Consider the following 24,274-nt stretch of genomic DNA (forward strand, 5'->3'; position numbering starts at 1 on the left):
CCCGACGTGCGGGAATGTGTCGGTGTCCTCGACTACTGTGCCTTTCGTGAGCGAGAGCGAGAGTGCGGCGGTTCCGGCGACGGCAGAGCAGCGGGTGGAGTGGCAGCGGCTCGCGGACGAGGTTCGCGAACACCAGTTCCGCTATTACGTGCGCGACGCGCCGATCATCTCCGACGGGGAGTTCGACGAGCTGCTGCGGCGGCTGCAAGCCATGGAGGACGAGCATCCGGATCTGCGGACGCCCGATTCCCCGACTCAGCTCGTCGGCGGCGGCTTCGCGACCGACTTCACCGCGGTCGACCACCTGGAGCGCATGCTCTCGCTGGACAACGTGTTCAGCTACGACGAACTACGCGCTTGGGCCGCGCGGGTCGCGGCCGAGACCGGCCCGAACCTGCACTACCTGTGCGAGGTGAAGATCGACGGCGTCGCGCTCAACCTGGTCTACGAGAAGGGCAGGCTGGTGCGCGCGGCGACTCGCGGCGACGGCCGCACCGGCGAGGACGTCACGCTCAACGCGCGCACCATCGACGACGTCCCCGCCGAGCTGGCCGCCACCGACGAGTTCCCGATCCCGGACCTGCTCGAGGTGCGCGGCGAGGTGTACATGCGGTTGGCGGACTTCGAGACCCTCAACGCGTCCATCGTCGCCGAGGGCAAGCCGCCGTACGCCAATCCGCGCAACACCGCAGCCGGTTCGCTGCGGCAGAAGGACCCGTCGGTCACCGCGCGCAGGCGGCTGCGGATGATCTGCCACGGTTTCGGCCGCATCGACGGCTACACGCCCACGTCGCAGTACGAGGCGTACCGCGCGCTGGCCGCCTGGGGCCTGCCGGTCTCCGAGCACACCAGGCGGGTGCAGGGCATCGAGGCGGTGATCGAGCGGGTGGCCTACTGGGGCGAGCACCGCCACGACATCGAGCACGAGATCGACGGCCAGGTCATCAAGATCGACGAGATGTCGTTGCAGCGTCGCCTCGGTTCCACCTCGCGCGCGCCGCGCTGGGCGATCGCCTACAAGTACCCGCCCGAGGAGGCTACGACCAAGCTGCGCGACATCCAGGTCAACGTGGGCCGCACCGGGCGGGTCACGCCGTTCGCGGTGATGGAGCCGGTGTCGGTCGCGGGCTCGACCGTCTCGATGGCTACGTTGCACAACGCTTCGGAGGTCAAGCGCAAGGGCGTGCTCATCGGCGACACCGTCACCATCCGCAAGGCGGGCGACGTGATCCCCGAGGTGCTCGGACCGGTGGTGGACGCGCGGACCGGCGAGGAACGCGAGTTCGTCATGCCGACGCACTGTCCGGAATGCGGCACCGAGCTGGCGCCGGAGAAGGAGGGCGACGCCGACATCCGCTGCCCGAACCAGCGTTCCTGCCCCGCGCAGCTGCGGGAACGGGTGTTTCACGTCGCGAGCCGCAACGCCTTCGACATCGAGGCGCTCGGCTACGAGGCCGCCATCGACCTGCTGAAGTCCGGCGCCATCGCCGACGAGGGCGATCTGTTCGACCTCGACGAGTCGCGCCTGCTCACCACCTCGCTGTTCGCCAACAAGAGCGGAACCCTCTCGGCGAACGGCAAACGGCTGCTGGACAACCTGGATTCCGCCAAGGACCGTCCGCTGTGGCGGGTGCTGGTCGGCTTGTCGATCCGGCACGTCGGTCCCACGGCGGCCAGGGCGCTGGCCGCCGAATTCGGCAGCATGGAGCGGATCGAGTCGGCCACCGCCGAGGAACTCGGCGCCGCCGACGGCGTCGGCCCGACCATCGCCGCGGCGGCGGCCGAGTGGTTCACCGTCGACTGGCACCGTGCGATCGTCGACAAGTGGCGCGCGGCCGGTGTGCGGATGGCGGACGAGCGCGACGAGTCGATCGAGCGCACGCTGGAGGGCCTGTCGATCGTCGTCACCGGTTCGCTGCAAGGCTTCTCGCGCGACGGCGCCAAAGAGGCCATCCTGATGCGCGGCGGCAAGGCAGCGGGCTCGGTCTCCAAGAAGACGGCGTTCGTGGTGATCGGCGAGTCGCCCGGTTCCAAGGCGGCCAAGGCGGAGGAGCTGGGCGTGCCGATTCTGGACGAGGACGGATTCCGGTTGTTGCTGGAGGGCGGGCCGGAGGCGGTGACCGCGGCGGCGTCCAACGCCGAAGGAGACGTCGAGGAATAGCACCGGGCGGTGATTTCGCGTGATGGCGAACGGCACTTGACCTGAACCTTGCTCGAGGTATGACGATCGGTTGCGTAGGCGTACCGGATTCGCTCCGTCGGTCTTCGGACGGACCGAGTCCGACAGCGCGCCTACTAGGCAACTAGCAGGAGATCGTCATGACTCACCGTCCCACCGCCCTCGTCACCGGCGCCTCGGCCGGGCTCGGCCGCGCGCTCTCCCGCGTGCTGGCCGGGCGCGGCTGGCGGGTGATCGGCACCGCCCGCCGTGGTGACCGGCTCGACGAGGTCCGCGCCGAGCTGGGCGCCGCGTTCGTCGCCGTCCCCGGCGATGTCACGGATCCCGCGCACCGGGCCCGGCTGGCCGAAATCGCCGCGGGCGCGGCGCCGATCGACCTCGTGGTGAACAACGCCAGCAGACTCGGACCCAGTCCGCAGCCCCGGTTGGCGGACTATCCGCTCGACGAACTCGAGGCCGTCTATCGCACGAATGTCATTGCGCCCCTGGCGATCCTGCAAGCGGTGCTGCCGATGCTCGACCTCGGGGGCGTCGTGGTCGACATCAGTTCCGACGCCGCCGTGGAACCTTATCCGGGATGGGGTGGGTACGGTTCGGCCAAGGCGGCGCTGGACCAGCTCACCGCGATCCTCGCCGCCGAGCATCCGGAGTTGGCCGTCTACTCCTTCGATCCGGGCGATATGCGCACCGAGATGCACCAGGCCGCGTTCCCCGGCGAGGACATCTCCGATCGGCCGGAACCCGAGAGCGTCGTGCCCGCGTTGCTGCGGCTCCTCGACGAACGTCCGAAGAACGGCCGTTACACCGCGGCGGATTTCGCGGTGGTGCGATGAGTGGCGGGGCGGCAACGCCCTCCGCCGCGTGGGCGCGGACCTTCGAGCTGCCGGATCGACACAGTGCCGATTCGCCGCCGGAGGCGCGCGGGTTGGCACGGGACGATGTGCGGCTGCTGGTCGCGGGAGACCGGTCGACGCACGCGCGTTTTCGCGAACTGCCGCGATATCTGCGCTCGGGCGACTTGGTGGTTGTGAACAATTCGGCGACGACCTCGGCGGCGGTCGACGCCACCCTCGCCGATCTGCCGATCACCCTGCACTTCGCCACCTGGTTGGACGACGGCGGTTGGGTGGTCGAGGTGCGCACCCGCGAGCGCACCCCGCTGACCGACCGAGAACTGCGCGCGGGTGCCGTGCTCGAGCTGGCGGGCGAAGCGCGTGCGACGCTGCGTGAGCCCTGGCTGCCCGGGGCGCGCAGGTTGTGGATCGCCGACGTCACCGTCGATCCGCGGATTCTGATGGGCGAGCACGGACGACCGATCACCTACTCGTACGTGCCGCGGCGGTGGTCGCCGTCGTACTACACGACGGTGTTCGGGCGGATTCCGGGCAGCGCGGAAATGCCCAGCGCCGCACGGCCGTTCACGCACGACGTGGTGCTCGATCTGGTGACCTCGGGTGTGTCCCTCGCGCCCGTCACGCTGCACACCGGCGTCTCGTCACCGGAAGCCGGGGAGCCGCCGAGCCCCGAGCGTTTCGCGGTGCCCGCCGCGACGGCCCGACTGGTGAACGACACCAAGAGCGCGGGCGGGCGGATCGTCGCGGTGGGCACCACGGTCACCAGGGCACTCGAATCGGCCGCCGACGCGGATGGTCGGGTCCGGCCGGCCGGCGGGTGGACCGAATTGGTCCTCGCCGCGAACCGTCCCGCCCGCGTGGTCGACGGCCTGATCACCGGCTGGCACGCCCCCGGCGCCTCCCACCTGGACCTGCTCGTCGCGGTCGCGGGGGAGACCACCGTGCGCCGCGCCTACACCGAGGCGCTCGACACCGGGTACCTGTGGCACGAATTCGGCGACAGCGCACTGCTTTTCCGAGGCGACGGCCGCGACTAGGCCGCTCCGCCTTCGCCCCAGCCCTGCGCGGCACACGGAGAACCCTGTCCGGCCGCGCCTTCGGCTATGCGCCGTCTCGGAGGGACTCGGTCCGGCTGGGGGTACGTCCGCCTTCGTTCCGGCCGTGCACGGCTTACAGCGGGACTCTGTCCGGCTGTGCCCATGGGCAGGGGTGACACGCACCGCGTCGCGAAACCGCCGAACGCGAACGTCTTCTCAGGCCGATCAGGCCGCCGTGACCTGTACGGTCGCGCTCTCCTGGCCCTCGACCTCGAAGCGCGCGCAGTGCCCGCCCGGATCGAGTTCGACGTGGCGACGGTTGACCCGGCGCGGGCCGTCGGTGTCGATGACGACCTTGGTGCCGCCGGTCGAACACACCTTGGTGATCGCGGGGCGCGCGGTGTACGTCGCGCTGCCGCTCTGGCACAGATTGGTGGCGTTGTTCAGGAACACCCGCGCGGTACCGTCCTGGCACGGCGCCTCGGCGATCGCCGTCTGTGGCACCGCGACCACCGCTCCCGCGGCGATCGCCCCGATCACCGCACTGCGGATCGCGAGCCGACGAAGCATACGTGTCATCGCTGGACCTCATCCCTGGGAGACGTTCCGACAGCCACGCCCCGCACAGGAGCTAGCGCCAGCATGCTAACCCCGATCGCCCGCGCTGTCCGCACGTCCGACCGCCGATGCCCGGGAACAGAATGTCGTCCACCACGACCGCGGTATCGGCGAAGTGCGGGAAATGGGTTGACCAGGGCCGAATTACGAACGTTCGCGTAGCCCTTCGGCGTCGGTTCCGTGTGTTCGTGGATCGGTGGGGTGAGGGTTGGTGTCGCGCAGGGGTGGGCGGGACGGAAGTATGGCGGCATGCTGCGGAGTTTTCAGGTGACCAACCACAGATCGCTGGCCGAACGGCAGGAGTTGCGGCTGACCAAGGGGAGCGGGCCGGTGGCGGTGCCGGTGACCGCGGTGCACGGCGGGACGGCGGCGGGGAAGACGAGCCTGATGGACGCGCTCGGACACATGCGCGACGCGGTGCTGCACTCGGTCACGGGGTGGGATCCGTACGCGGGTCCGGTTCGCTCGCCGCACTTGGGTTTTCCTGATCGGCCGTCGGAGTTCGTCGCGGGGTTCGTCGCGGAGGGCTGCCCGTTCACCTACGGCTTCCGATTGGACAACGCCGAGGTGACGGCCGAATGGCTGTACAGTCATCCGCGCTCGCGCAAGCGAATCGTGTTCGAGCGCAACGGCGAACAGATCAAGATCGGGCCCATGTTCGAGGCCGCCCGCTACGGCATCGCCGCGCTGGTGCCGCTGGTGCGCCCGAACGCGTTGCTGCTCAGCCTCGCCGGGCAGATGTACGCCGAGGCGCTGGTGCCCGCCTACCGCTGGTTCTCCTCGATGCTGGAGGTGCAGCGCGGCGCCGCCGAGCCGAACGAGATCGCGCACCGGCTCGGCGGCCACATCTCGCGTTCCCCGGACAACGCGGCCCGGCTGCTGCTGTTGCTGCGCGCCGCCGAACTGGGCATCACGGATCTGCTGATCGCCGACGACGACCCGCTCTACGCCGACTACCTGCGCGAACTCGACGCCGATATCGAGGGCGCCGCCAAACAGGTCGAGCTGTGCGCCACCTCGCCCGCGCACGCCGACCGGCTACTACAGGACACCGGACTCACACCGCTGCTGCTGGAAAGGGAGCTGACCAACCTGCGCTCGGCCCGCGACGCGCTCTACACCCGCATGGTGGCCCGGCGCGGGGTCGGCCTGAGTCTCGTGCACGCGGGTATCGACGCCCCGTTCGACATCACGGACGAATCCGCCGCGACCCTCTCGCTGTTGCGCCTACTGCCCACCATGCTCGACGCGCTCGACAACGGCCGGGTGCTCGCGGTCGACGACATCGGCGCGCACCTGCCCGCCGAACAGGCCGACCGGCTGATCCAGCTGTTCCAGAACCCGGAGACCAATGCTCTCGGCGCCCAACTCGTTTTCACCACCGACAACCGCTCGCTGATCGATCGGGGCAACGGGCGCTCGCAACGCACCCGCACCGCGGTCTGGCAGGTCCGCCGCACGGAGCGCGGGACGAGCGAACTCGCCGCGCTCTGACGATCGCGAGCCATGCCGCGCTGCGACGGTGGGCAGGCCGCACCGCGACGGTGGGCGGGCCGCGGTCCGACGATATGGCACCGCGCCGTGACGGGCCTGCACTGCGCCGGGCGGATAGGCCCGCGCGCCGGACCGGTGAAGCGGGTCGTGGGACCGCGATAGATGGCTGTGCCGTGCCCACGATCGGCTACCCCGCGCCGACGTGTAGGCCCGGCGTTGTGCGACCGCGCCGGGACGGCGACCGCGGACCCCGCCATACGATGGACCCATGCTGGAACTCGCAATGCTGGTGATCATGGTCACCGTGCTCGTCGCGCTGCTGGTGTCGTACCGCCGGGGTCGGCAGGGCTTCCAGCTTGCCGAACCCGAGTCCGGCTCGCTGTACGTCACGGGCGTGAGCCCGCGTCCGGACGCCGAGGGTGAGCAGTACGTCACGATCACCGGCAACCTGACCGGTCCCTCGGTGCCGGGCACCGTGGTCTACGGCCGCTTCGCCTGGGACGTGAACCAGTGGCCCTCGATCGGCGACTACATCTCGGTGGTCTACCCACCCGGCAAGCCGGAGCGGTGGCAGATCGCTCATCCGGGGAGCCGTCCCGGCCTCGGTTCCTGAACTGGTCAAATGTCAAGGTCGCGCTCGGCGGTGGCAGGATGCCGGTATGGGCGCGAGCGAACTGATCATCCGGGCGGCGACCCCGGAGGAATACGCCGCGGTCGGTGAGCTGACCGTCGACGTGTACGTGGGCGAGGGCTATGTCCGGCCGGGCAGTCCGTACGTCGCCGAACTGGCCGACGCGGAACGCAGGGCCGCCGCCGCGGCGGAGGTGTTGGTCGCCGTGTACGACGACCGCGTGATCGGCTCGCTCACCGTCGCGAGCTACGGCACGCCATACGCGGAGATCGCGCGTCCCGGCGAACTGGAGTTCCGCATGCTAGCGGTCGCCAAGCGGGCCCGCGGGCTCGGCGCGGGAACGGCGTTGGTGCGCACCGTGATCGAGATGGCGAGCGAGCGAGGGTGCGAGGCGGTCGCGCTGACCACCATGTCCGCGATGGCCGACGCCCGCCGCATCTACGACCGCTTCGGTTTCGTCGCTGTGCCGGAACGGGATTGGACGACGCAGGCGGGCGAGCTGCTCACCGTGCTGCGGCTACCGCTACCCGCACGCTGACCCGATCGCGCGAATCCGCCAGCGCGCCAAGGAAGCACTCGTCTGCGCAGTACGCGAACCCGCAGGCGCGGTTCGACGCTCAGCCGAGCACGGTCGCGACGATCCCGGCCAGGTAGCCGAGCCGCGCCACCTCCGACGGCCGGAAGTCCGGGCCGCCCGGCCTGCCGAGCAGCAGCACCTTGCCGGTGTTGCCCAGCGGCGCCGCCGCCAGCTTGGTATCCATGTCGCGCCAGATCTGCGGCACCCACTCGGCCTCCGAATCGAGCACCGAGGGCTTCTCCAGCGGCATCCACGGCGCCGAACCGGCCTGTGTCTGCGGCGCGCTCTGGCTGCCGACGAGCCGGTAGGCGCCGTGCGGGCCCAGATCGATCACGGTGCTCCAGCCGACGCGCAGCACCCGGGGGACGCCGTCGACGAGCACTTGCAGCCGGTCGTCGCGGGCACTGGCCACCTGGTCGATGAGCTCGAGCTCGCGGTGCGTGTCCAGCACGCCCGAATAGGGGCGGATCGAGTCCACGTGCACGTCGCCGATCGACTCCGCCGCGGTGATCAGCGTGTCCGGGAGTGCGTTGGGTGGAACTTCCACGACGAGATCGTCCACGGCGAAGCCTGCCCCTCGTTCGACCACATCCAGCGAGAGGATGTCGGCGCCGACGGAACCCAATGCGAGCGCGAGTGCGCCGAGGCTTCCCGGGCGATCCGGAAGTTGCACGCGGAGCAGATATGACACGCGCGTTCCTTTCCTCTGGCCGGCCGAGCCTGGTGGTCGGATACCCGGGTCTGGCAATACTTACACCCCTTGCGGCCGGTTATCGACTCGAAGCGCTGCCAGTGACGAACGCCACGCGGCAAATTCGCGCCACTGCGGCGTGTCGCTCTAGATCTGGTGGTGTGTCGTCGTGGTTCTTGCTGTCGGAGGTGTGGTGGGCCGCGGGGCGTAGTGTCTATCTGTCCACCGCAGCCCCGGCAGCGACCGGGTGGGCGGAGCGATCCCGGTCGCGGACTAACATCTGCCGTGCACGATGTGAGCCGAGCGCGAGCGCGGTCGTCGTGCACGGCCACCCATGCACAACCATGCCGAAAGGGGTCCCGCGGTGCCCGCCATCTCCCGCGACGAGGTCGCACACCTCGCCCGGCTGTCCCGGCTCGCGCTGACCGACGCCGAACTGGACCAGTTCGCCGGTCAGCTGGATTCGATCCTGAGCCACGTGCGGACCATCTCCGAGGTCGCCGCCGCCGACGTCCCGGCGACGGCCTCGCCGAATCCGGCGACCAACGTGACGCGCCCCGACGAGCTCGTGCCCGGCCTGACGCCGCACGAGGCGCTGGCGGCCGCACCGGCGGTCGAGGAGCAGCGGTTCATGGTGCCGCAGATTCTGGGAGAGGGCGAATGAGCGACCTGACGACCCTCAGCGCGGCCGAGCTGGCCACGAAGATCCACGCCCGGGAAGTGTCCTCGGCCGAGGTCACCCAGGCGCATCTGGACCGGATCGCCGAGGTGGACGGCGAGCTCAACGCGTTCCTGCACGTCGCGGGCGAGCAGGCGCTCGCGGCCGCGAACGCGGTGGACGCGGCGCTGGCCGACGGGCAGGCGCCCGCCTCGCCGCTGGCCGGAGTTCCGTTGGCGCTCAAGGACGTCTTCACCACGACGGACATGCCGACCACCTGCGCCTCGAAGATCCTCGAGGGCTGGATGTCGCCGTACGACGCGACGCTGACCACCAAGCTGCGCGCGGCGGGCATCCCGATCCTCGGCAAGACCAACATGGACGAGTTCGCCATGGGCTCGTCCACCGAGAACTCCGCCTATGGCCCGACCCGCAACCCGTGGGACACCAGCCGGATCCCGGGCGGCTCCGGCGGCGGTTCGGCGGCCGCGCTGGCCTCGTACCAGGCGCCGCTGGCCATCGGCACCGACACCGGCGGCTCGATCCGGCAGCCCGCGGCGGTGACCGCGACCGTCGGCACCAAGCCGACCTACGGCACCGTCTCCCGCTTCGGCCTGGTCGCCTGCGCGTCCTCGCTGGATCAGGGCGGCCCCTGCGGCCGCACGGTGCTCGACACCGCGCTGCTGCACGAGGTGATCGCCGGGTACGACCCGCGCGACTCCACCTCCCGCGACGTGCCGGTGCCGCCGGTGGTCGCCGCCGCGCGCGCGGGCGCCGAGGGCGATCTGCGCGGCGTGAAGATCGGCGTGGTCAAGGAGCTGCACTCCGACAGCTACCAGCCGGGCGTGCTCGCCTCCTTCGATGCCGCGGTCGGCGTGCTGAAGGAGCTCGGCGCGGAGGTCGTCGAGGTGTCCTGCCCGCACTTCGAGTACGGCCTGCCGTCCTACTACCTGGTGATGCCGTCGGAGGTGTCGTCGAACCTGGCGCGCTTCGACGCCATGCGCTACGGCCTGCGCGTCGGCGACGACGGCACGCACAGCGCCGAGCAGGTCATGGCGCTGACCCGTGCGGCGGGCTTCGGTCCCGAGGTCAAGCGCCGCATCATGATCGGCACCTACGCGCTCTCGGCGGGTTACTACGACGAGTACTACGGTCAGGCGCTCAAGGTCCGCACCCTGATCGCGCGCGATTTCGACGCCGCCTACGAGAAGGTCGACGTGCTCGTCTCGCCGACCAGCCCCTTCACCCCGTGGAAGCTGGGCGAGAAGGTCGACGATCCGCTGGCGATGTACCTGTCCGACCTGTGCACGCTGCCGACCAACCTGGCGGGCCACCCGGCCATGTCGGTGCCGTCGGGGCTGAGCAAGGACGACGGCATGCCGGTCGGCTTGCAGATCATGGCGCCCGCGCTGGCCGACGACCGCCTGTACCGGGTGGGCGCGGCTTACGAGGCCGCCCGCGGACCCGTCGCCTGACGGAGCTACGGACAGACAACGGCGAGCGGGCCGGGGCATCGCGCCCCGGCCCGCTCGCCGTTTCCGTGCTCGGGTTCCTCCGCGCTCAGCGCAGATCGGCGAGATTCACGGCCTGCGCCATCGCGCGGAAGCCCGCGTCGTTGGGGTGCAAGCGATCTCCGCTGTCGAAGGCCGGGTTCAACCGGCTCGGGTCCGCCGGATCGGCGAGCGCGGCGGCGGTGTCGACGACCGCGTCGTATTCGCCGGAGGTGCGGATCCACTCGTTGACGGCCGAACGCTTGGCCTCGGCCTCCGGCGAGTCGTACGGTGAATCGCCGAACGGCAGGATGGTCGCGCCGATGACGCGCAGCCCCGCGGCCCTGGCCCGGCCGATCAGCTCGCGGTGCGCGGCGATCAGCTGGTCCGCGGAGACCGGCACCGGCGGTTCGCCGAGATCGGGCGCGCCCGCGCTGAGGCCGATGTCGTTGGCGCCCTCCAGGATGATCACCGTGCCGACGCCCGGCTGGTCGAGGACGTCGCGCTGGAAGCGGCGCAGCGCGCTCTCGCCGAGCCAGTCGGAGTCGACGGTCACCCGGTTGCCGCCGATGCCCTGGTTCAGCACCGCGCGCGGAGCGCCCGCCGCGGCGAGGCGTTCGGCGAGTTCGTCGGGGAAGCGGTTGTCCGCGTCGGTGGTCGAGCCGACGCCGTCGGTGATGGAGTCGCCGAAGGCCACGATGGCGGGCGGGTTCGGCAGGAGATCGGCCACCTCGACGCCCGCCAGGTAGTACCAGGTCGGGGTGCTCTCGGTGAACGCGGCGGCGGTCGGGTCGGCGCGGTGATCACCCGCGGCGCGGTAAGTGGTGGCGATGGCCTGCGCGTGCTGGGTGGCGGGGCCGGTGGGCCCGGCGAAGTACAGCGTGATGGTGATCGAGTCGAAGGCGTTGAGCGGCAACGCGACCGGATCGGTGACGAGGTCGGCGCCGGGCGCGATCTCGAAGGTCGGTGACAGCCCGGCGGTCAGCGGCGACAGGGTCTCGGGCCGGATCGCGCCCGCGCCCGCGGTGCGCGCGATGGTCGCGCCGGTGATCGTCAGCGGCGCGGTGCCGTAGCGGTTGGTCAGCCGCACCCGGGTGGTGAGCCCGCCCTCGCTGACCCGAACCACCTGGCGCAGAGTCTGATTCGCGAAGCCCTGCTGAGCCCAGTTGGTCACGAACGCGCGACTCGGCGGATGCGGTGATGTCGCCCACGCCGTGGTCCACCCCGGCGGGTCCGCTGGACGGGCCGCCGCGCCCGCGGCGGTGAACGGTAGCAGGATCAGCAGGAGCGCCAGCAGGGCGCGGACGATGCGCACGACGGAATCCGTTCTCTCGTGGTCGAACTCGGCGAAGCGCCGAACAGGACGGCACAACCACGAAAGATCCGGGTCGATTCCCGGCCCGGATTCAGCTGGTGCGCAACAGTTCGGCGCGGCGCTGAACGCCCGCGGTCATGCCCTCGAAGCCGCGGCGCAGGTTCGCGCCGAGCGCCGCCGCGACCACGGGGTGGAACCAGCCGCCGAGTTCGAAATGCGATTCGTAGCGCGTGCGTTCGGGACTCACCGCTGTGACGGTGTGCGAGCGCAGGCTGTGCAGCGCGCCGAGCGGCACCGGCTTCATCGAGTAGCTGAGCTCACGGCCCGGGGTGTGGCTGCGAATCCATTCGCGCTGCCGCCGCGGGGTGGAGCCGTAGACCTGCACGAGCATGTCGATCGGGTCGCCGGGGGTGAGCGTGCTCTCGCATTCGGTGACGAAGGGATTCCACTCGCCGTAGCGGGGGAGGTCCGTGATCACTTGCCACACCAGGTCGGCCGGTGCGTCGATGTACACGGCCACGTCGATGACAAAGCCCATGGGAGCAAATTAGAACAAGTTCTACTGTCGCGTCAATGAACGGGCCCGCTCGGCGGAACCATCCCCGGACGGTGAGCTGTGGCGCTGAGCCGCACGCTCAGCAGGAACCCAGCGCCGTGCCCTGGTCGGTGCCGTAGCGGTGGCCGTGACCGGGCGGCGCGTCGAGTGCGGCGAGCAGGTCCGCGGTGGTTTGTAAGAAGCTCACCACCGGCAGCCAGCGCGGGACGGGGGCGTCCACCCGCACGCCGGTCAGGTCGGGCGCGCGCCACAGCAGGGCGGGCGACCAGTGCACGACCGGATCCGAGCTGTTCGCCAGCACTGTCGCGCCCTTGCGGTGCACGCCGCCCGCGGGCGGACCGGCCCAGAGCGCGGCGCAGGTACGGCGGTCCTGCTCGGCGCCGTCGGCGAAGATCGCGCTGCCGCCGAGGGCGCCGAGGCTCTGGCCGTAGACGAACAGCCGGGGCGGCTCGGCCATGGCGCCCAGGCGTCGCTCGACGGCGTCGAAGAGGGCGCGGGCGGCCCGCACCGCGTCGGCCCGGCCGAAGACGAACGTCACCCAACTCGGTGCGTAGGAGTACTGGAGACCGACCACGGCGACGTCACCGCCGAAGCGTTCGGCGAACCCGGTCACGGCGTTGGCGTCGATCCAGCCGGACCCTGTCGGCAGGGCGACCACGATATTGGACCGGTACAGCCCGCCCGAGCGCTCCAGCTCCCGGACGGCCAGCGCCACACGGGAATCCAGATCCGGCGCGGAATCCACCCCGACGTAGACCCGCACCGGTCCCTCGGGGGTTCCGCTGACGAACTTGCGGCCTTGAGCGCCGAGCGACGGCCAGCTGACCGCCGACCCGGCGCTGCCCGATCTGGTGTGCGAAACCGGTTGCGTCAGAGCCGGATCCATCGCGACGTTGGCCGCCGCGTACACCTGCTGGCGCCACCCCACCACCGCGGGCGTCAGCACGAGGTAGCCCACCGCCGCGGTGACCAGTCCCAGGACGAGTCCGCGGAGCATGCCGAGTTTGCGCAGCGCCCAGCCGAGCGCCTTGGCGATCCCGACGACGACGCCGGTGAGCAGTGCGGTGGCGAGCGCGCAGTGCAGCCAGTAGCCGGGGCCGATCGGCGGTGTCCCCATGGCGGCGCGCAGATCGTTCTGCCAGTGCCCGGCGCGCCACGCGGCGATCGTCACGGCCAAGCCGAGCACCGCCGGCAGCGGCAGGCGGTAGCGAGAGAAGCGCCGATCGACGTCGAAGTCCCAGCGGCCGAGCAAGAAACGCAGCGCACCGGCGAGTCCCAGCGCGCAGCAGATCAGCAGGGCGGTGAGCACGGCTTGCGCGCCGGGCGTACGGGGCAGGAGACCCGGCGCGAGCGAGAGGAGTGTTCCCACACCGACCGCCAGTGTCGTTCCGATGCGCGGTGCCGTGCGGGCGGCGGCGATGGCTGCCGAGCCCCGGCGCTTCGGGAGCGGTGCCGGGGGATCGAGTCGAGGGCTTTCGGCGATTGGCCGCGTCGTCGTGGTCATGCCGAAACTCCCGCGGCGACAGCGTTGTTCGAGATGTCGCCGGCATTCTCGAATCGACCGTCGGACGCTCGACGCAGCGCGCCGAGAACGAGGGCGAGCAGCGTACCGAGTCCGAGCGCGCCGAGTCCGGCGAGACCGACCAGCCAGCCGCTCCATCCGGACGCCGCGACGCCCGCGCCGAGCATCGTCTCCACGACCGGAGCGCCGTAGTGCTGGCGGCGCGAGTTCAGATCCACCACGGTATCGGCGATATCGGCCATCGCGTAGCACTTGGCCCGGCCCCACGGCTCGGTGCGTGCGTCGCACGCCTCCCGCATCCGGCGGTCCAGGGCCGCGTCCACGGCCTGGCGTGCCCACGGGCCGAGCGGTTCGCCGCGCCGATCCGCGTAGCGCAGCAGGTCGTAGCCGAGATCGTGTGCCTTGCATGCGGTGTCGAACTCGGCCGGCAGCGGGACGGGGGAGGAGCAGTCGCCGCCCGGGTTGGTCAGCATGCCGTGCACCGCAACCGGTCGATAACCGAGCACGGTGGTGAAATCGCCGGGAAGCGCTGCGGCCGAGCCGGTTTCGTTCGCGATCAGCGCGGCGATCGCGGTGGCGGCCGCGACATTCTCGACGACGGGCGGTGCGACAGTGGCCGCCTGCGCGGCGGGGGCCATGGCGACGGTGGCCGACATCGTGGTCAGCGCCGCGGCCGTCAGCGCCGCGACCCGGCGCAGCCCGAGGGGTGCGGTCGGGTGGCGTTCGGTGGCGGCGATGGTCTCGGTCCTCATGGGCCTCGACGCTATGAACGGCGCACGCTCACCGGCCTCCCGCCGTGGTGGGGTTTGCGCCGCCGTGCCGTCGGGGGAGCGGGCGAGTCTGCTCATCCCGTGGTATGAGGTGGGAATTCACCCGTGGGTATGAGGCACGGGCCGGGCCGGGGTTTCTAGGGTCGTAGCCATGAAGGAGAAGACCCGTGACCTGGCGAAGCGGATGGACGCGCGCAGCTGGTTCGACGCGTCCGTCGTGCTGACCGCGCTCATCCTCTACGCGGTCGCGTGGCCGACACTGCACCTGACGCACGCCGTGTCGCCGGGGGCGCAGCCGTTCATCGCCGCGTTCGCCGCGTTCCCGATCCTGCTCGTGCGGATCAACCCGGCGCTGGGCTGGTCCATCTCCGCGGGCTCGGCGCTGCTCATCGCGCTGGCCATCCCGCACCAGCCGAACAACGATCTGCCGTTCCAGGTGGTGCAGGTCATCGCGCTGATCGCGCTGCTGTTCGCGGTCGGGTTGCGCGCGCCCGTGCAGACCGTCGCCATCGCGTGGGGCGCGACCTCGCTGCTGTTCGGCACGACCATGCCCGGTGAGGGCGACGCGTTCGCCAACGCGGTATGGGGCTGGCCCATCGCGCTGGCGGCGGTGGTGCTGTTCGCCCTGCTCGTCCGGTGGCTGGTGCTCTCGCGCCGGGAACTGGTGCGCCAGGAGGAGGAGAACGAGCTCGAACGGGCCCGCCGCGCGATCCTCGAGGAGAAGGCGCGCATCGCCCGCGACCTGCACGACGTGGTGGCCCACCACATGTCCCTGGTGGTGGTGCAGGCACAGACCGCGCCCTACCGGGTCGAGGGCGTGACCCCGGCCGCCCGCGCCGAGTTCGAATCGATCGGCGCCACCGCCCGCGAGGCGCTCAACGAGATCCGCGGCATGCTCGGCGTGCTGCGCAGCGACGGCCAGCTGCCCGAACACGCGCCCCAGCCGAAGGCCGAGGACGTGCTCGCGCTGTTCGACGGCGCCCGGCGCGCGGGCGTCACGATCGACTGGACCATCGAGGGCGACCTGCGGTCGATTCCGGAGACGACCGGGCTCGCGCTCTACCGGATCGCCCAGGAGTCGCTGTCGAACGCGTCACGGCACGCGCCGGGTGCGCCGGTGCGGGTGGCGATCGTCTGCGGGTTGGAATTGCACCTGCGGGTGGTCAACGGGCCGGGCGCGGCGCCGGCGCGGCCGGTCGGCAACGGCGGGCACGGGATCGCGGGGATGCGGGCCAGGGCGTTGGCCGCGGGCGGCGAGGTGACGGCCGGTCCGAGCGATGACGGCGGGTTCGAGGTGCAGGCCCGGCTTCCGCTGGGCGCCGTGCTCGCGACGCCCGACGCCGTATCGGTCGCGACGCCGACGGTGCAATAAGGCGCTCCTCCTGCCTTCGCTCCGGTCATGTGTGGACCGACGAGGCGTCCGGCGGCGTTCACGAGGCGTACCTCCGGCTATGCGGGAGCAGAGGACGGGCGTCGTCCGGCGGCGTTCAGTGGGCACAACTCCGCCCGCGCTCGCGGCGGACCTCCGCGATCGGACCGGCGCAGGCGCGGCAATTAGGGTGGGCGCGTGGCAATAACGGTTTTGATCGCCGACGACCAGGCGATGGTCCGCCAGGGTTTCGGCGCGCTGCTCGCCGCCCAACCCGACATCAGCGTCGTCGGCGACGCCCCCGACGGCAAGGTCGCGGTGGCCGAGGCCAAGCGGCTACGCCCGGACGTCGTGCTGATGGATGTGCGCATGCCCGAGATGAACGGCCTCGACGCGGCGCGCGCCATCCTCGCGGCGGGCTTCGAACCGCCGGTGCGGGTGCTGATGCTGACCACCTTCGACATCGACGACTACGTGTACGAGGCGCTCAGCCTCGGCGCCAGCGGGTTCCTGCTCAAGGACGCGCCCGCCGAGGAATTGGTGCGCGCGGTGCGGGTGGTCGCCGAGGGGCAGGCGCTGCTCGCGCCGACCGTCACCCGCAGGCTCATCGCCGATGTCACCAGCCGCCGCGCCGCCGCCCGCGCCAAACCAGCGCCGCAACTGGCCGCCCTCACACCGCGGGAGCGGGAGGTGCTGGAGCTGATCGCGAAGGGCATGTCCAACACCGAGATCGCCGAGGCGTTGTTCGTGGCCGAGCAGACCGTGAAAACCCATGTCTCCAAGGTCTTCTCGAAGCTCAATCTGCGCGACCGCGCGCAGGCCGTCGTGCTCGCCTACGAATCCGGGTTGGTCACGCCCGGCTGATCAGGCCGGGCACTTGCCGCCGCGCAGCTCGTCGACATGGCGGCCGAGCAGCGCGGCCAAGCTGTCCAGCAGCGCGGTCGCGTCCCCGAAAGTGCCCGAATCCGCCTGTGCCGCAAGGGCGACCGCGACCAGACCGGAGCGCGACGGCAGCAGTCCGAATTGACGCACCGTGTAGATGCCGGTCTCGTCGTCCGGGCCCCAGCCGCCCTTGAACTCGGCGCCCTCCAACATGCCGAGACCCCAACCCTGGTCGGGGGTGATCTCGCCCATCAGCCGGGTCACCGTCTCGGTCTGCGGGAGGCACGGCAGCCGCGAGGCGAAGCGGACCTGATCGGTCAGCGACCACTCGGTCGCGCCGAACGCCTCGTAGTCCAGCCGGGTGCGCGGGCCCGCGACGCCGGTGACCGCGTCGCCCGCCTCGTCGAGCACCTGCTGCACGGCCTGCGCCGCCTCCAGCCCGTCGCCCAGCGAATTCCACAGCGCGTCGGCGGCGTCGTTGTCGGAGACGGTGATTGCCGCCTCCGCGTCGGGCATAGCGCCTTCGGGATCGTGGCGCAGCGCGGCGATCGCCAGCGGAACCTTGATCGTGGACCATGCGATGCCGGTGGTCCAGTCCCCGAAAACGGTGATCCGGTTGCCGCCGACCGGCATGATCGCCAGACCGACCTGCCCGCGCAGGCTGGGCTGCAACTGCGTGAAATCGGCCGCGAGCGAATCCGGCATGCTCACCGTGCGCCCCGCCTTCCAGGTCCCCACCGTCTGCGCGGTCACCGTCGCCGCGGCGGGCTTCTCCACCCGCTCGGGAATCAGACCGCACGAGACCATGGCCAGCATCGTCGCCGCGACGGCCCCGCGCAGCACCGGACGACACGCGGAAGCGATTCGAGCCGACTTCACCACCGTCAACCTCCCCACCGCCCCGCGCGTGCCGCGCGGCCCTCGGCGGTGCCATCTACCCGTCCAACCCGCCCGGGTGATTCACCGGCCGAGAACCCACCACCGTGCTCGCTCGTGGGAAGTGACGCGATGATGATGTGCTGTACATAGTTTTGCCGATAGCGGCGCAGAATTCGAAACCGCGTGGATCTCGGGCGTCCCTCCGCGGTCCATTACGCTGGCTGTCCTGGACCGGAAGGGGGTCGCCTTGCTCACTAGCGGTGAGGTGTTCGCGGGATTCACCGTGGAACGGCTGCTCGGGCAGGGCGGTATGGGCTCGGTCTACCTGGCCCGGCATCCCCGGTTGTCCCGGCTCACCGCGCTCAAGCTGCTCAACCGCGATCTGTTCCTGGACAACGAGGTGCGGGCCCGCTTCGAGCGCGAGGCCGACCTGGCCGCGCAGCTCGATCACCCGAGCATCGTGGCGGTCTACGATCGCGGCTCCGAGGACGGTCAGCTGTGGATATCCATGCAGTACGTCGACGGCGTGGACGCGGCCGCGGTGAACCCGATGACGCTGCCGCCGGAGCGGGCCGTGCAGATCATCGAAGGCGTCGCGGACGCACTGGATTACGCGCACGGGATGGGTGTGCTGCACCGGGATGTCAAGCCCGCCAACATCATGCTGGCCAGGTCGAGCGGCGGGCAGGGAGAGCGGGTCTTCCTGACCGACTTCGGCATCGCCCGGCTGCGCGAGGACTCCACCCATCTGACTCAGACCGGCATGTTCACCGCCACCCTGGCCTACGCCTCGCCGGAACAGATGACCGGCGCGCCGCTCGGCAACCGCTCCGACCAGTACTCGCTGGCCTGCGCGCTGTACTGGCTGCTGGCCGGGGTCGGACCGTTCGACTCCGCCAACCCCGCCGACATCATCAACGGCCACCTCCAAATGCCGTTGCCCTCGGTCCGCCTTCGCCGACCGAACCTGAACCCCGCGCTGGACGCGGTGCTTGCCGCCGGCATGGCGAAACGCCCGGAACACCGCTACCGCACTTGTACCGAGTTCGCCGACGCCGCCCGCAAGGCGCTGACCGCGGTGGGCCCGCCCCCGCTGCCCGTCCTCCCGCCACCCACCTACGCACCCCAGCCGTACCCCGCGCCACCGGGCTACCCGCAACCTGTGCCGCCCGCACCCATGCGCCCGATGCCGCCGCAACCCGTTCCGCCGCAACCGGTTCCGATGCAGGCCCCGCCGCGGCCCACTCCGCCACCTCCGCCGCCACCGCCACCTGCTGCGCCGCCGGTGCCCCCTTCGCCGCAGCCCGTTCTCCCGCCCGCCGGGCAGCCACCCCAGGTGGCCCCAGTGCCGCCGAACATGCCGCAGCCCGTATCCCCGCCCGCTGCGCCCCCGCCCGGAGTGGTTCCGGCGTCGAATGCACCGCAGCCAGCAGGCTCGTCCGCCGGGTTACCGCCCCAGGCGGTCTCGGTGCCGCACCCTGCAGGCTCACCTGCCGGGCCATCGCCCCACGCGGTCTCTGCGTCGGCGAATGCGCCGCAGCCAGCAGGCGCTTCTGCCGCGCAGCCACCCCAGGTGGCCTCGGTGCCACCGAATACGCCGCAGTCTGTGGCCGCGGACCCGGCAGGCTCACCTGCCGGGCCATTGCCCCACGCGGTCCCTGCGTCGGCGAATGCGCCGCAGCCAGCAGCTCCGCCCGGCGGGATACCGCCCCAAGCGGTCCCGGCACCGCCGCAAGGCATATCTGCACCCGGCGGTCCGCGGCCGATACCGCATCTGCCTGGGGTGGCGCATCCCGCCTCCAGCTCAACCGTCTCGCCGCAAGCCGCGCTGAAGCCCTTGCCCCCGAACGCGTCTCCGTCCGGCGCGCCGATGCCGCAGCGGCCTGCTGTTGCGGAGGTGCCATCGAACGCTTCGGGAGTTGCCCCACCGGACCCATCGCAGGACTCGGTCGGGTCGATTTCGCCGCCCGTTCCCGCTGAGACTGATTCCTCGATGCAGTCCACCCCCTCCGGAATGGCTAAGCCCCAGCCGGGGTCGTCTTCCGTGGGGTCGGCTGCGCCCGTTGCGGCGCGGCAGGCCGGACCGCCGCTGACATCCGCAGAGTCGGCTTCAGCCGAATCAGCCGTGAATGCCGAGCCGAAAAGCGCGGCGCACGAGCCGGATTCGGTAGCGGCCACGAAAACCGCTGGAGAGTCGCCATCGACAAGCGACGGTGGTGCCGCGACGCCATCGGCCATCGACCGAGATTCCGGGACGAAGAGTGCGGCCGCCGAAGCGGAACACCGACTGCCGCAGCCCGGGCAGGGGCCATCGGTCCCGGGTGCGACCGCATCGAGTCCGGATGGCACTCCTCCCGCCACGGCGGATTCATCCGACACTCAGACGCGCGGATCGGAAGATGTTGTGGGCGTTGTCGAGTCGTCGCCCTGGGCGGGAAGTGCTCAGCCCGGCCCGCCGGCGGCGCCTGCCCGGGATGGTGTGCCTCTGGCCTCGCCGGGCTCGGCCGGAAGTTCGGCGCGCGAGTCGGAAGCCGCTGCGGGCGAGGCGAGTTCGACATCCCCGGTGCCAGGTGCCCCTCCCGGGCTGGCTGGCGCACCCTCGGGTCAGCGCGCTGACGACGGTGGGCGGCGGCAAGGCGCCGGAGCTGTGCCACCACCCGCCGGTCCACCCCCGGGCGCGTCACCGATGGCAGGGCCGATCAACGGCCCATCGGGTCCACCTCCCGGATATCCGCCGCACGGCCCGAATCCCGTTGGGCCTCAGCCGGTACCGCCGCGCCGCAGTCTCGCCGGATTGTTCGGTGCGCTGGCGCTCGGCCTGGTGGTGGTCGTCGCGGTGGCGGTCGGCGCGGTCGTCGTGCTGGCCTCGCGGTCGGATTCGGGGGGCGACACCGCGGCGGCTCCGGCGACTGCTCCACCCAGGGCGGCTTCCCCCGCCCCCGCGCCGGATCCGCTGGCCGCGAGCAGGCGAGCATTCCCGAGGCTGCTGCCGCAGGAACCGGGCTCCATCGGCGAGGGGTACGAGGACGCGACCTGTTACGCCGAAAAGCGGGGCGACCGTTTGAACATCGACGAGGACGTGCTCACGTCGAGCCCGTGGATCCTGGCGTGGGAGTGTCGCCGCGACGTCGACAACCCGTTCGGCATGAGCTACACCATCCTGGAATACCAGTCGGCCGCGGCGGCGCGGTCGGTGGTGGACACGCTGCCGGCCAACGCCGCGACGCCCGGGCGTAAGTCGGGTGTGCCGTTCACCCAACATCTTTGGATCCGCGCGGATCCGCCGGGCCCGGTGCCGTCGCACTACTACACGGCGAAACTCGTGGTGAGCTTCTCCGGCGAGACCACCCACGGGAACTACCTCGTGTACGCGAGCCACCGAGGCCCCGCCCGCGACGCGCAGGCGCCCGTGGCGCCCGCCGAGGCCGAGCTCGCGGACTGGTGGACGACCGCGCCGCTGTGAGGACGGCGCACACCAGTCCGCTCAGTCGACCGCCAGCGCCTCCACGATCGGCATCCGCGCCGCGCGCAACGCGGGCGGAATGGACCCGAGCAGCGCCAGCGCCAGCGCGGCGGTGCCGTAGACCAGCAGCATCGGGCTCGGCTCGTAGACGATGTCGATGGTCATGGCGTGTCCGATGGCGACGGTGGCCAGATACTGGATCGCCGCACCGACCACGAGACCTATTGCGGCGCCGATCAATCCGATACCCGCCGCTTCGGCGAGCACCGAGCGCAGCAGGAACTTGCGGCTGGTGCCCATGGCGCGCAGCACGCCGAGTTCGCGGCGGCGTTCGAGCACCGAGAGCATCAGAGTGTTCAGCAGCGCGACGGTCGCGACGAGCACCACGATCCACAGGATCGCCCTGCTCATCACCGAACCCTGCCGCATGCTCGACGAGATCGCGGTGACGGCGTCCTGCCCCGAGCTGACGTGGAACTGTTCCGGCACCGCGGCGCGAATGGCGGCCTGCACCGCGGCGGGGTCCGCGCCGGGCGTGACCTCGACGGACAGGATGGTCTCACCGCGGCGTTGGTACCACTGCCGCAGGTGTTCCAAGTCCATCATCACGATGCCCGAGATCGCCGACATGTACGGGATCACCTGCAGCACCTCCACCCGGTGCGGACCGGTCGGGGTTTGCAGGGTCAGCTCCGCGCCCGCGCTCACCCCGAGCGACCGGGCCACGTCGCGGGAGATCACGACGCCCTCACCGGACGTCATGCGCGGCAACAGACTTCGATCGACGGCGTTCGACCGGATATCGCCGAGCGCGGTCGGATAACCCTGCAGCATGACCCGCCCGGTCCCCAGGGTCGCGAAGGCCATCTGCGCCGGGTTGACCTCCTCGACACCCGGGACCTCGGCGACGATGTCCTTCAAATCGTCTGGCAGCAGCGGCCCGGTCGGAAACTGCTCCATCGCCGTCGGACTGACATAGACGTCGGCCGTGCCGAGATCCTCGAACGTTGCGGTCGCCGAATCCACCATGTTCGCCGAGGCGCCGCCCATCGCCACGGTGGCGGACACGCCGATCATCACGGTCATCGCCGTCGCCCACACCCGGCGCGGCGCGCGTTCCAGCGTGGTGGAACCGAGCGCGCCGGGCGCGCCGAAGCCGCGGGCGATCGTGGCGGCCGTGCGCACGATCGGTCCGGTGGCCGCGAAACAGACGAGCAGCGTCGCCGTGAACGCCAGCGAGATGGAGGCGAGCGAGAGCCTGCCGAGGTCGGCCCTGGCGACCAGGACGGCCAGCACGGCGAGCCCGACGCCGAATATCGCCGCGGCCCAACGTACTACCGGCCGGGCGGTGTCGGACTGCCCGACGCCGACCGGGGCCAGCGCCTCGATCGGCTGCACCTTGTAGACCTGCCGCGCGGCGAGCGCCGCGGCGGTGACACTGGCCAGCACGCAGGCCGCCACCGCGGCGGGAACGGCGTGGCCGGGCACCATGTACTCGGTGCGCGCCTCCACCGACTGCACCATGGCGGCGGGCAGCCGGTCGATCGCGGTGCGGCCCATGAAGATTCCGAGTACCGCGCCGATCACGCTGCCGATCAGGCCGAGCAGCGCGGCCTCGGCGAGTAGGTCGCGTACCATGGGCCCGCGCTTGCCGCCGATCGCGCGCAGCAGCGACAACGTGGGCCTGCGCTGGGCGACCGCCATGCTCATCGCGTTGTAGATCAGGAACGCCGAGACGATCAGCGCCGCGGCGGAGGACATCAGCGTCGAGTAGCGGACGATCTGAATGGCCCCGCCGGCCTGCGCGGTGCGCAGATCGGGATCGGCGACGACGGCGCGTCCGTCCACCGCCGCGGTCAGCGCGGCGCGCAGCTCGCCGATGTCGGCGCCGTCGTCGGCGATGATCTGCACCGAGTCCAGCTTGCCGACGCGGTCGGTCAGGAACTGCGCCAAACCCAATGGCGCGGCGACGATATGACCGCCGTTGAGCTTGTCCGAGGTCTCGGCGTCGAGCACGCCCGCCACGGTGACCGTGCCGATGCCGAGCGGGAACTCCTCGCCCTCGGCGTAACCCATCGCGGCGCCGACGAGAACACCGCGCGGCGTGGTGATCAGCTTGGTGGTGTGCGCGCCCATCGGCCCGGCCAGTTCGCTGTCGAGCGCGGTGATGTTCGCTTCCGCGCCGAGCAGCAGCGCCCGATCCGCGCCCGAACCCAGCTGGGAGCGCAGCATCGGCACGGCCTGCTCGACGCCAGGCGTCGCGGCGATGCGCGGCAGCAGTTGCTGGTCGAAGCCGGCGTCGGTGATGCCGGTGATCTCCAGCGCCGCTTTGCCGCCGAGCGCCTTGGTGAGCCGATCCACCGACCCGGTGACCGAACCGGAGATGCTCAGCACCGCGACGAGCAGCGAGGCGGACACCGCCATCACCGTCATCGACATGACCGTCCGGCCGCGGTGTGCGAGCAGTTCACCGAAGTTGAACAGCCGCAGCCGATCCCACGCCGCCCGGATCATGCGCGCACCGAACCCTCGTCTAGCGCCGCGTCCTCGGCCGAGGCGGCGCTCGGGCGCTCGACCCGGTCGTTGGAGCCGATCTTGCCGTCGCGCAACGTGATCACCCGGTCGCAGTACTCCACCGCACCCATGTCGTGGGTCACCATGACCACCGAGTTGCCGTTGCCCGCGATGTCACCGAGCAGCTCCAGGATCGACGCGCCGGTCTTGGAATCCAGATTGCCGGTCGGCTCGTCGGCAAGGATGAGCGGCGGATCCATGGTCAACGCCCTGGCCACCGCCACCCGCTGCATCTGGCCGCCGGACAGCTCGGCCGGGCGATGATCGGCCCGGTTGGCGAGCCCGACCCGGTCCAGCAGTTCCAGCGCCTTCGGCTTGGCCTTGCGTAGCCCGGTGCCGTCCAGCAACTTCGGGATCGCGACGTTCTCCCATGCGGTCAGCGTCGGCAGCAGATTGAAGAACTGGAAGACGAAACCGACTCGGTGGCGGCGGAATTCGGACTGCTGCTCCTCGTTCAGCGCGCCGATCTCCTCGCCCTGGAAGCGGATCGACCCCGCGTCCGGGCTGTCCAGCGCGCCGAGCAGATGCAGCAGCGTGCTCTTGCCGGAGCCGGACGGACCGATGATGGACGTGAATTCGCCCCCCTCGATACGCAAACTGACGCCGTCCAGCGCGCGAACGGTCTGCTCGCCGACCCGGTACTGCTTGACGATGTCCGACAGTTCCAGCATGGCCGGGTCCGACATAGTGCTTCCCCCAATCGCTTTCGTTTCTC

General features: G+C 71.0%; 20 protein-coding genes and 1 pseudogene. 12 read left to right on the forward strand and 9 right to left on the reverse strand.

Features of this window, described 5'->3' with window-relative positions:
• The first annotated feature begins 46 nt into the window (after positions 1-46).
• The 3 genes from ligA (at position 47) to FB390_RS14280 (ending at position 4,070) form a co-directional block, all read left to right on the forward strand.
• The gene (gene ligA / locus FB390_RS14270; RefSeq protein ID WP_141809393.1) at positions 47-2,161 is read left to right on the forward strand and encodes an NAD-dependent DNA ligase LigA; all 2,115 of its coding nucleotides are present in this window, start codon (positions 47-49) and stop codon (positions 2,159-2,161) included.
• A 158-nt stretch (positions 2,162-2,319) separates the two neighbouring features.
• Positions 2,320-3,012, forward strand: a complete 693-nt coding sequence (locus FB390_RS14275; protein ID WP_141809394.1) for an SDR family NAD(P)-dependent oxidoreductase — start codon at positions 2,320-2,322, stop codon at positions 3,010-3,012.
• Positions 3,009-4,070: an S-adenosylmethionine:tRNA ribosyltransferase-isomerase gene (locus tag FB390_RS14280; RefSeq protein WP_141809395.1), complete on the forward strand. Its 1,062-nt coding sequence runs from the start codon at positions 3,009-3,011 to the stop codon at positions 4,068-4,070. Before FB390_RS14275 ends, FB390_RS14280 begins: the two co-directional genes overlap by 4 nt.
• Positions 4,071-4,295: 225 nt before the next feature.
• Here the strand turns inward: FB390_RS14280 and FB390_RS14285 are convergent, their stop codons facing one another.
• Positions 4,296-4,649, reverse strand: coding sequence for a hypothetical protein (locus FB390_RS14285; protein WP_141809396.1), 354 nt, complete (start codon positions 4,647-4,649; stop codon positions 4,296-4,298).
• Positions 4,650-4,937: 288 nt separating this feature from the next.
• Here FB390_RS14285 and FB390_RS14290 point away from each other — a divergent pair, with 288 nt between their 5' ends.
• From FB390_RS14290 to FB390_RS14300, 3 genes are all read left to right on the forward strand, one after another.
• Positions 4,938-6,182 carry an AAA family ATPase gene (locus FB390_RS14290; RefSeq protein WP_141809397.1) on the forward strand — a complete coding sequence of 415 codons (1,245 nt, stop codon included), beginning with the start codon at positions 4,938-4,940 and terminating at the stop codon, positions 6,180-6,182.
• A 268-nt stretch (positions 6,183-6,450) separates the two neighbouring features.
• Positions 6,451-6,795, forward strand: a complete 345-nt coding sequence (locus FB390_RS14295) for a hypothetical protein (RefSeq protein WP_141809398.1) — start codon at positions 6,451-6,453, stop codon at positions 6,793-6,795.
• Between the two features lie 46 nt (positions 6,796-6,841).
• Positions 6,842-7,351 (forward strand): GNAT family N-acetyltransferase, encoded by a 510-nt coding sequence (locus FB390_RS14300; RefSeq protein WP_141809399.1) that lies wholly within the window; start codon positions 6,842-6,844, stop codon positions 7,349-7,351.
• A gap of 79 nt (positions 7,352-7,430) precedes the next feature.
• Here FB390_RS14300 and FB390_RS14305 read toward each other — a convergent pair whose 3' ends face one another.
• Positions 7,431-8,081: an ACT domain-containing protein gene (locus tag FB390_RS14305; protein WP_141809400.1), complete on the reverse strand. Its 651-nt coding sequence runs from the start codon at positions 8,079-8,081 to the stop codon at positions 7,431-7,433.
• 364 nt (positions 8,082-8,445) lie between these two features.
• On the opposite strand from FB390_RS14305, the gene gatC reads away from it, so the two are divergent.
• Positions 8,446-8,745: an Asp-tRNA(Asn)/Glu-tRNA(Gln) amidotransferase subunit GatC gene (gene gatC / locus FB390_RS14310; RefSeq protein ID WP_067781792.1), complete on the forward strand. Its 300-nt coding sequence runs from the start codon at positions 8,446-8,448 to the stop codon at positions 8,743-8,745.
• Positions 8,742-10,214 carry an Asp-tRNA(Asn)/Glu-tRNA(Gln) amidotransferase subunit GatA gene (gatA, locus tag FB390_RS14315; RefSeq protein WP_141809401.1) on the forward strand — a complete coding sequence of 491 codons (1,473 nt, stop codon included), beginning with the start codon at positions 8,742-8,744 and terminating at the stop codon, positions 10,212-10,214. The genes gatC and gatA overlap by 4 nt, the downstream gene beginning before the upstream one ends.
• A gap of 85 nt (positions 10,215-10,299) precedes the next feature.
• Here the strand turns inward: gatA and FB390_RS34620 are convergent, their stop codons facing one another.
• The 4 genes from FB390_RS34620 to FB390_RS14335 all read right to left on the reverse strand — a co-directional run bounded on the left by FB390_RS34620 (position 10,300) and on the right by FB390_RS14335 (position 14,374).
• A complete protein-coding gene (locus FB390_RS34620) occupies positions 10,300-11,544 on the reverse strand; it encodes an SGNH/GDSL hydrolase family protein (RefSeq protein ID WP_141809402.1) in 1,245 nt (414 codons plus the stop codon).
• Positions 11,545-11,635: 91 nt separating this feature from the next.
• A complete protein-coding gene (locus tag FB390_RS14325; RefSeq protein ID WP_141809403.1) occupies positions 11,636-12,082 on the reverse strand; it encodes an SRPBCC domain-containing protein in 447 nt (148 codons plus the stop codon).
• 97 nt (positions 12,083-12,179) lie between these two features.
• Complete coding sequence (locus FB390_RS14330) at positions 12,180-13,469, reverse strand: alpha/beta-hydrolase family protein (protein ID WP_246124015.1); 1,290 nt, start codon at positions 13,467-13,469, stop codon at positions 12,180-12,182.
• 131 nt (positions 13,470-13,600) lie between these two features.
• The gene (locus FB390_RS14335; RefSeq protein ID WP_141809405.1) at positions 13,601-14,374 is read right to left on the reverse strand and encodes a hypothetical protein; all 774 of its coding nucleotides are present in this window, start codon (positions 14,372-14,374) and stop codon (positions 13,601-13,603) included.
• 169 nt (positions 14,375-14,543) lie between these two features.
• Between FB390_RS14335 and FB390_RS14340 the strand changes: the two genes are divergently transcribed.
• Together FB390_RS14340 and FB390_RS14345 are read left to right on the forward strand one after the other, a co-directional pair.
• Positions 14,544-15,764 carry a sensor histidine kinase gene (locus tag FB390_RS14340; protein WP_246124016.1) on the forward strand — a complete coding sequence of 407 codons (1,221 nt, stop codon included), beginning with the start codon at positions 14,544-14,546 and terminating at the stop codon, positions 15,762-15,764.
• Between the two features lie 195 nt (positions 15,765-15,959).
• Complete coding sequence (locus FB390_RS14345; RefSeq protein ID WP_141809406.1) at positions 15,960-16,625, forward strand: response regulator; 666 nt, start codon at positions 15,960-15,962, stop codon at positions 16,623-16,625.
• Here the strand turns inward: FB390_RS14345 and FB390_RS14350 are convergent, their stop codons facing one another.
• Complete coding sequence (locus tag FB390_RS14350) at positions 16,626-17,522, reverse strand: serine hydrolase (protein WP_246124017.1); 897 nt, start codon at positions 17,520-17,522, stop codon at positions 16,626-16,628.
• Positions 17,523-17,832: 310 nt separating this feature from the next.
• On the opposite strand from FB390_RS14350, the pseudogene FB390_RS33945 reads away from it, so the two are divergent.
• Positions 17,833-18,492: pseudogene (locus FB390_RS33945) on the forward strand (serine/threonine-protein kinase); the annotation flags it as partial.
• A gap of 1,824 nt (positions 18,493-20,316) precedes the next feature.
• On the forward strand, positions 20,317-20,985 hold the full coding sequence (locus FB390_RS33950) for a hypothetical protein (RefSeq protein ID WP_221639420.1): 669 nt from the start codon (positions 20,317-20,319) through the stop codon (positions 20,983-20,985).
• 21 nt (positions 20,986-21,006) lie between these two features.
• On the opposite strand, the gene FB390_RS14360 is transcribed toward FB390_RS33950, so the two are convergent.
• A complete protein-coding gene (locus FB390_RS14360) occupies positions 21,007-23,499 on the reverse strand; it encodes an ABC transporter permease (protein ID WP_141809407.1) in 2,493 nt (830 codons plus the stop codon).
• A complete protein-coding gene (locus FB390_RS14365) occupies positions 23,496-24,245 on the reverse strand; it encodes an ABC transporter ATP-binding protein (RefSeq protein WP_141809408.1) in 750 nt (249 codons plus the stop codon). Before FB390_RS14365 ends, FB390_RS14360 begins: the two co-directional genes overlap by 4 nt.
• Between the last annotated feature and the right edge of the window lie 29 nt (positions 24,246-24,274).

This window comes from Nocardia bhagyanarayanae, from assembly GCF_006716565.1.
Taxonomy (GTDB): domain Bacteria; phylum Actinomycetota; class Actinomycetes; order Mycobacteriales; family Mycobacteriaceae; genus Nocardia; species Nocardia bhagyanarayanae.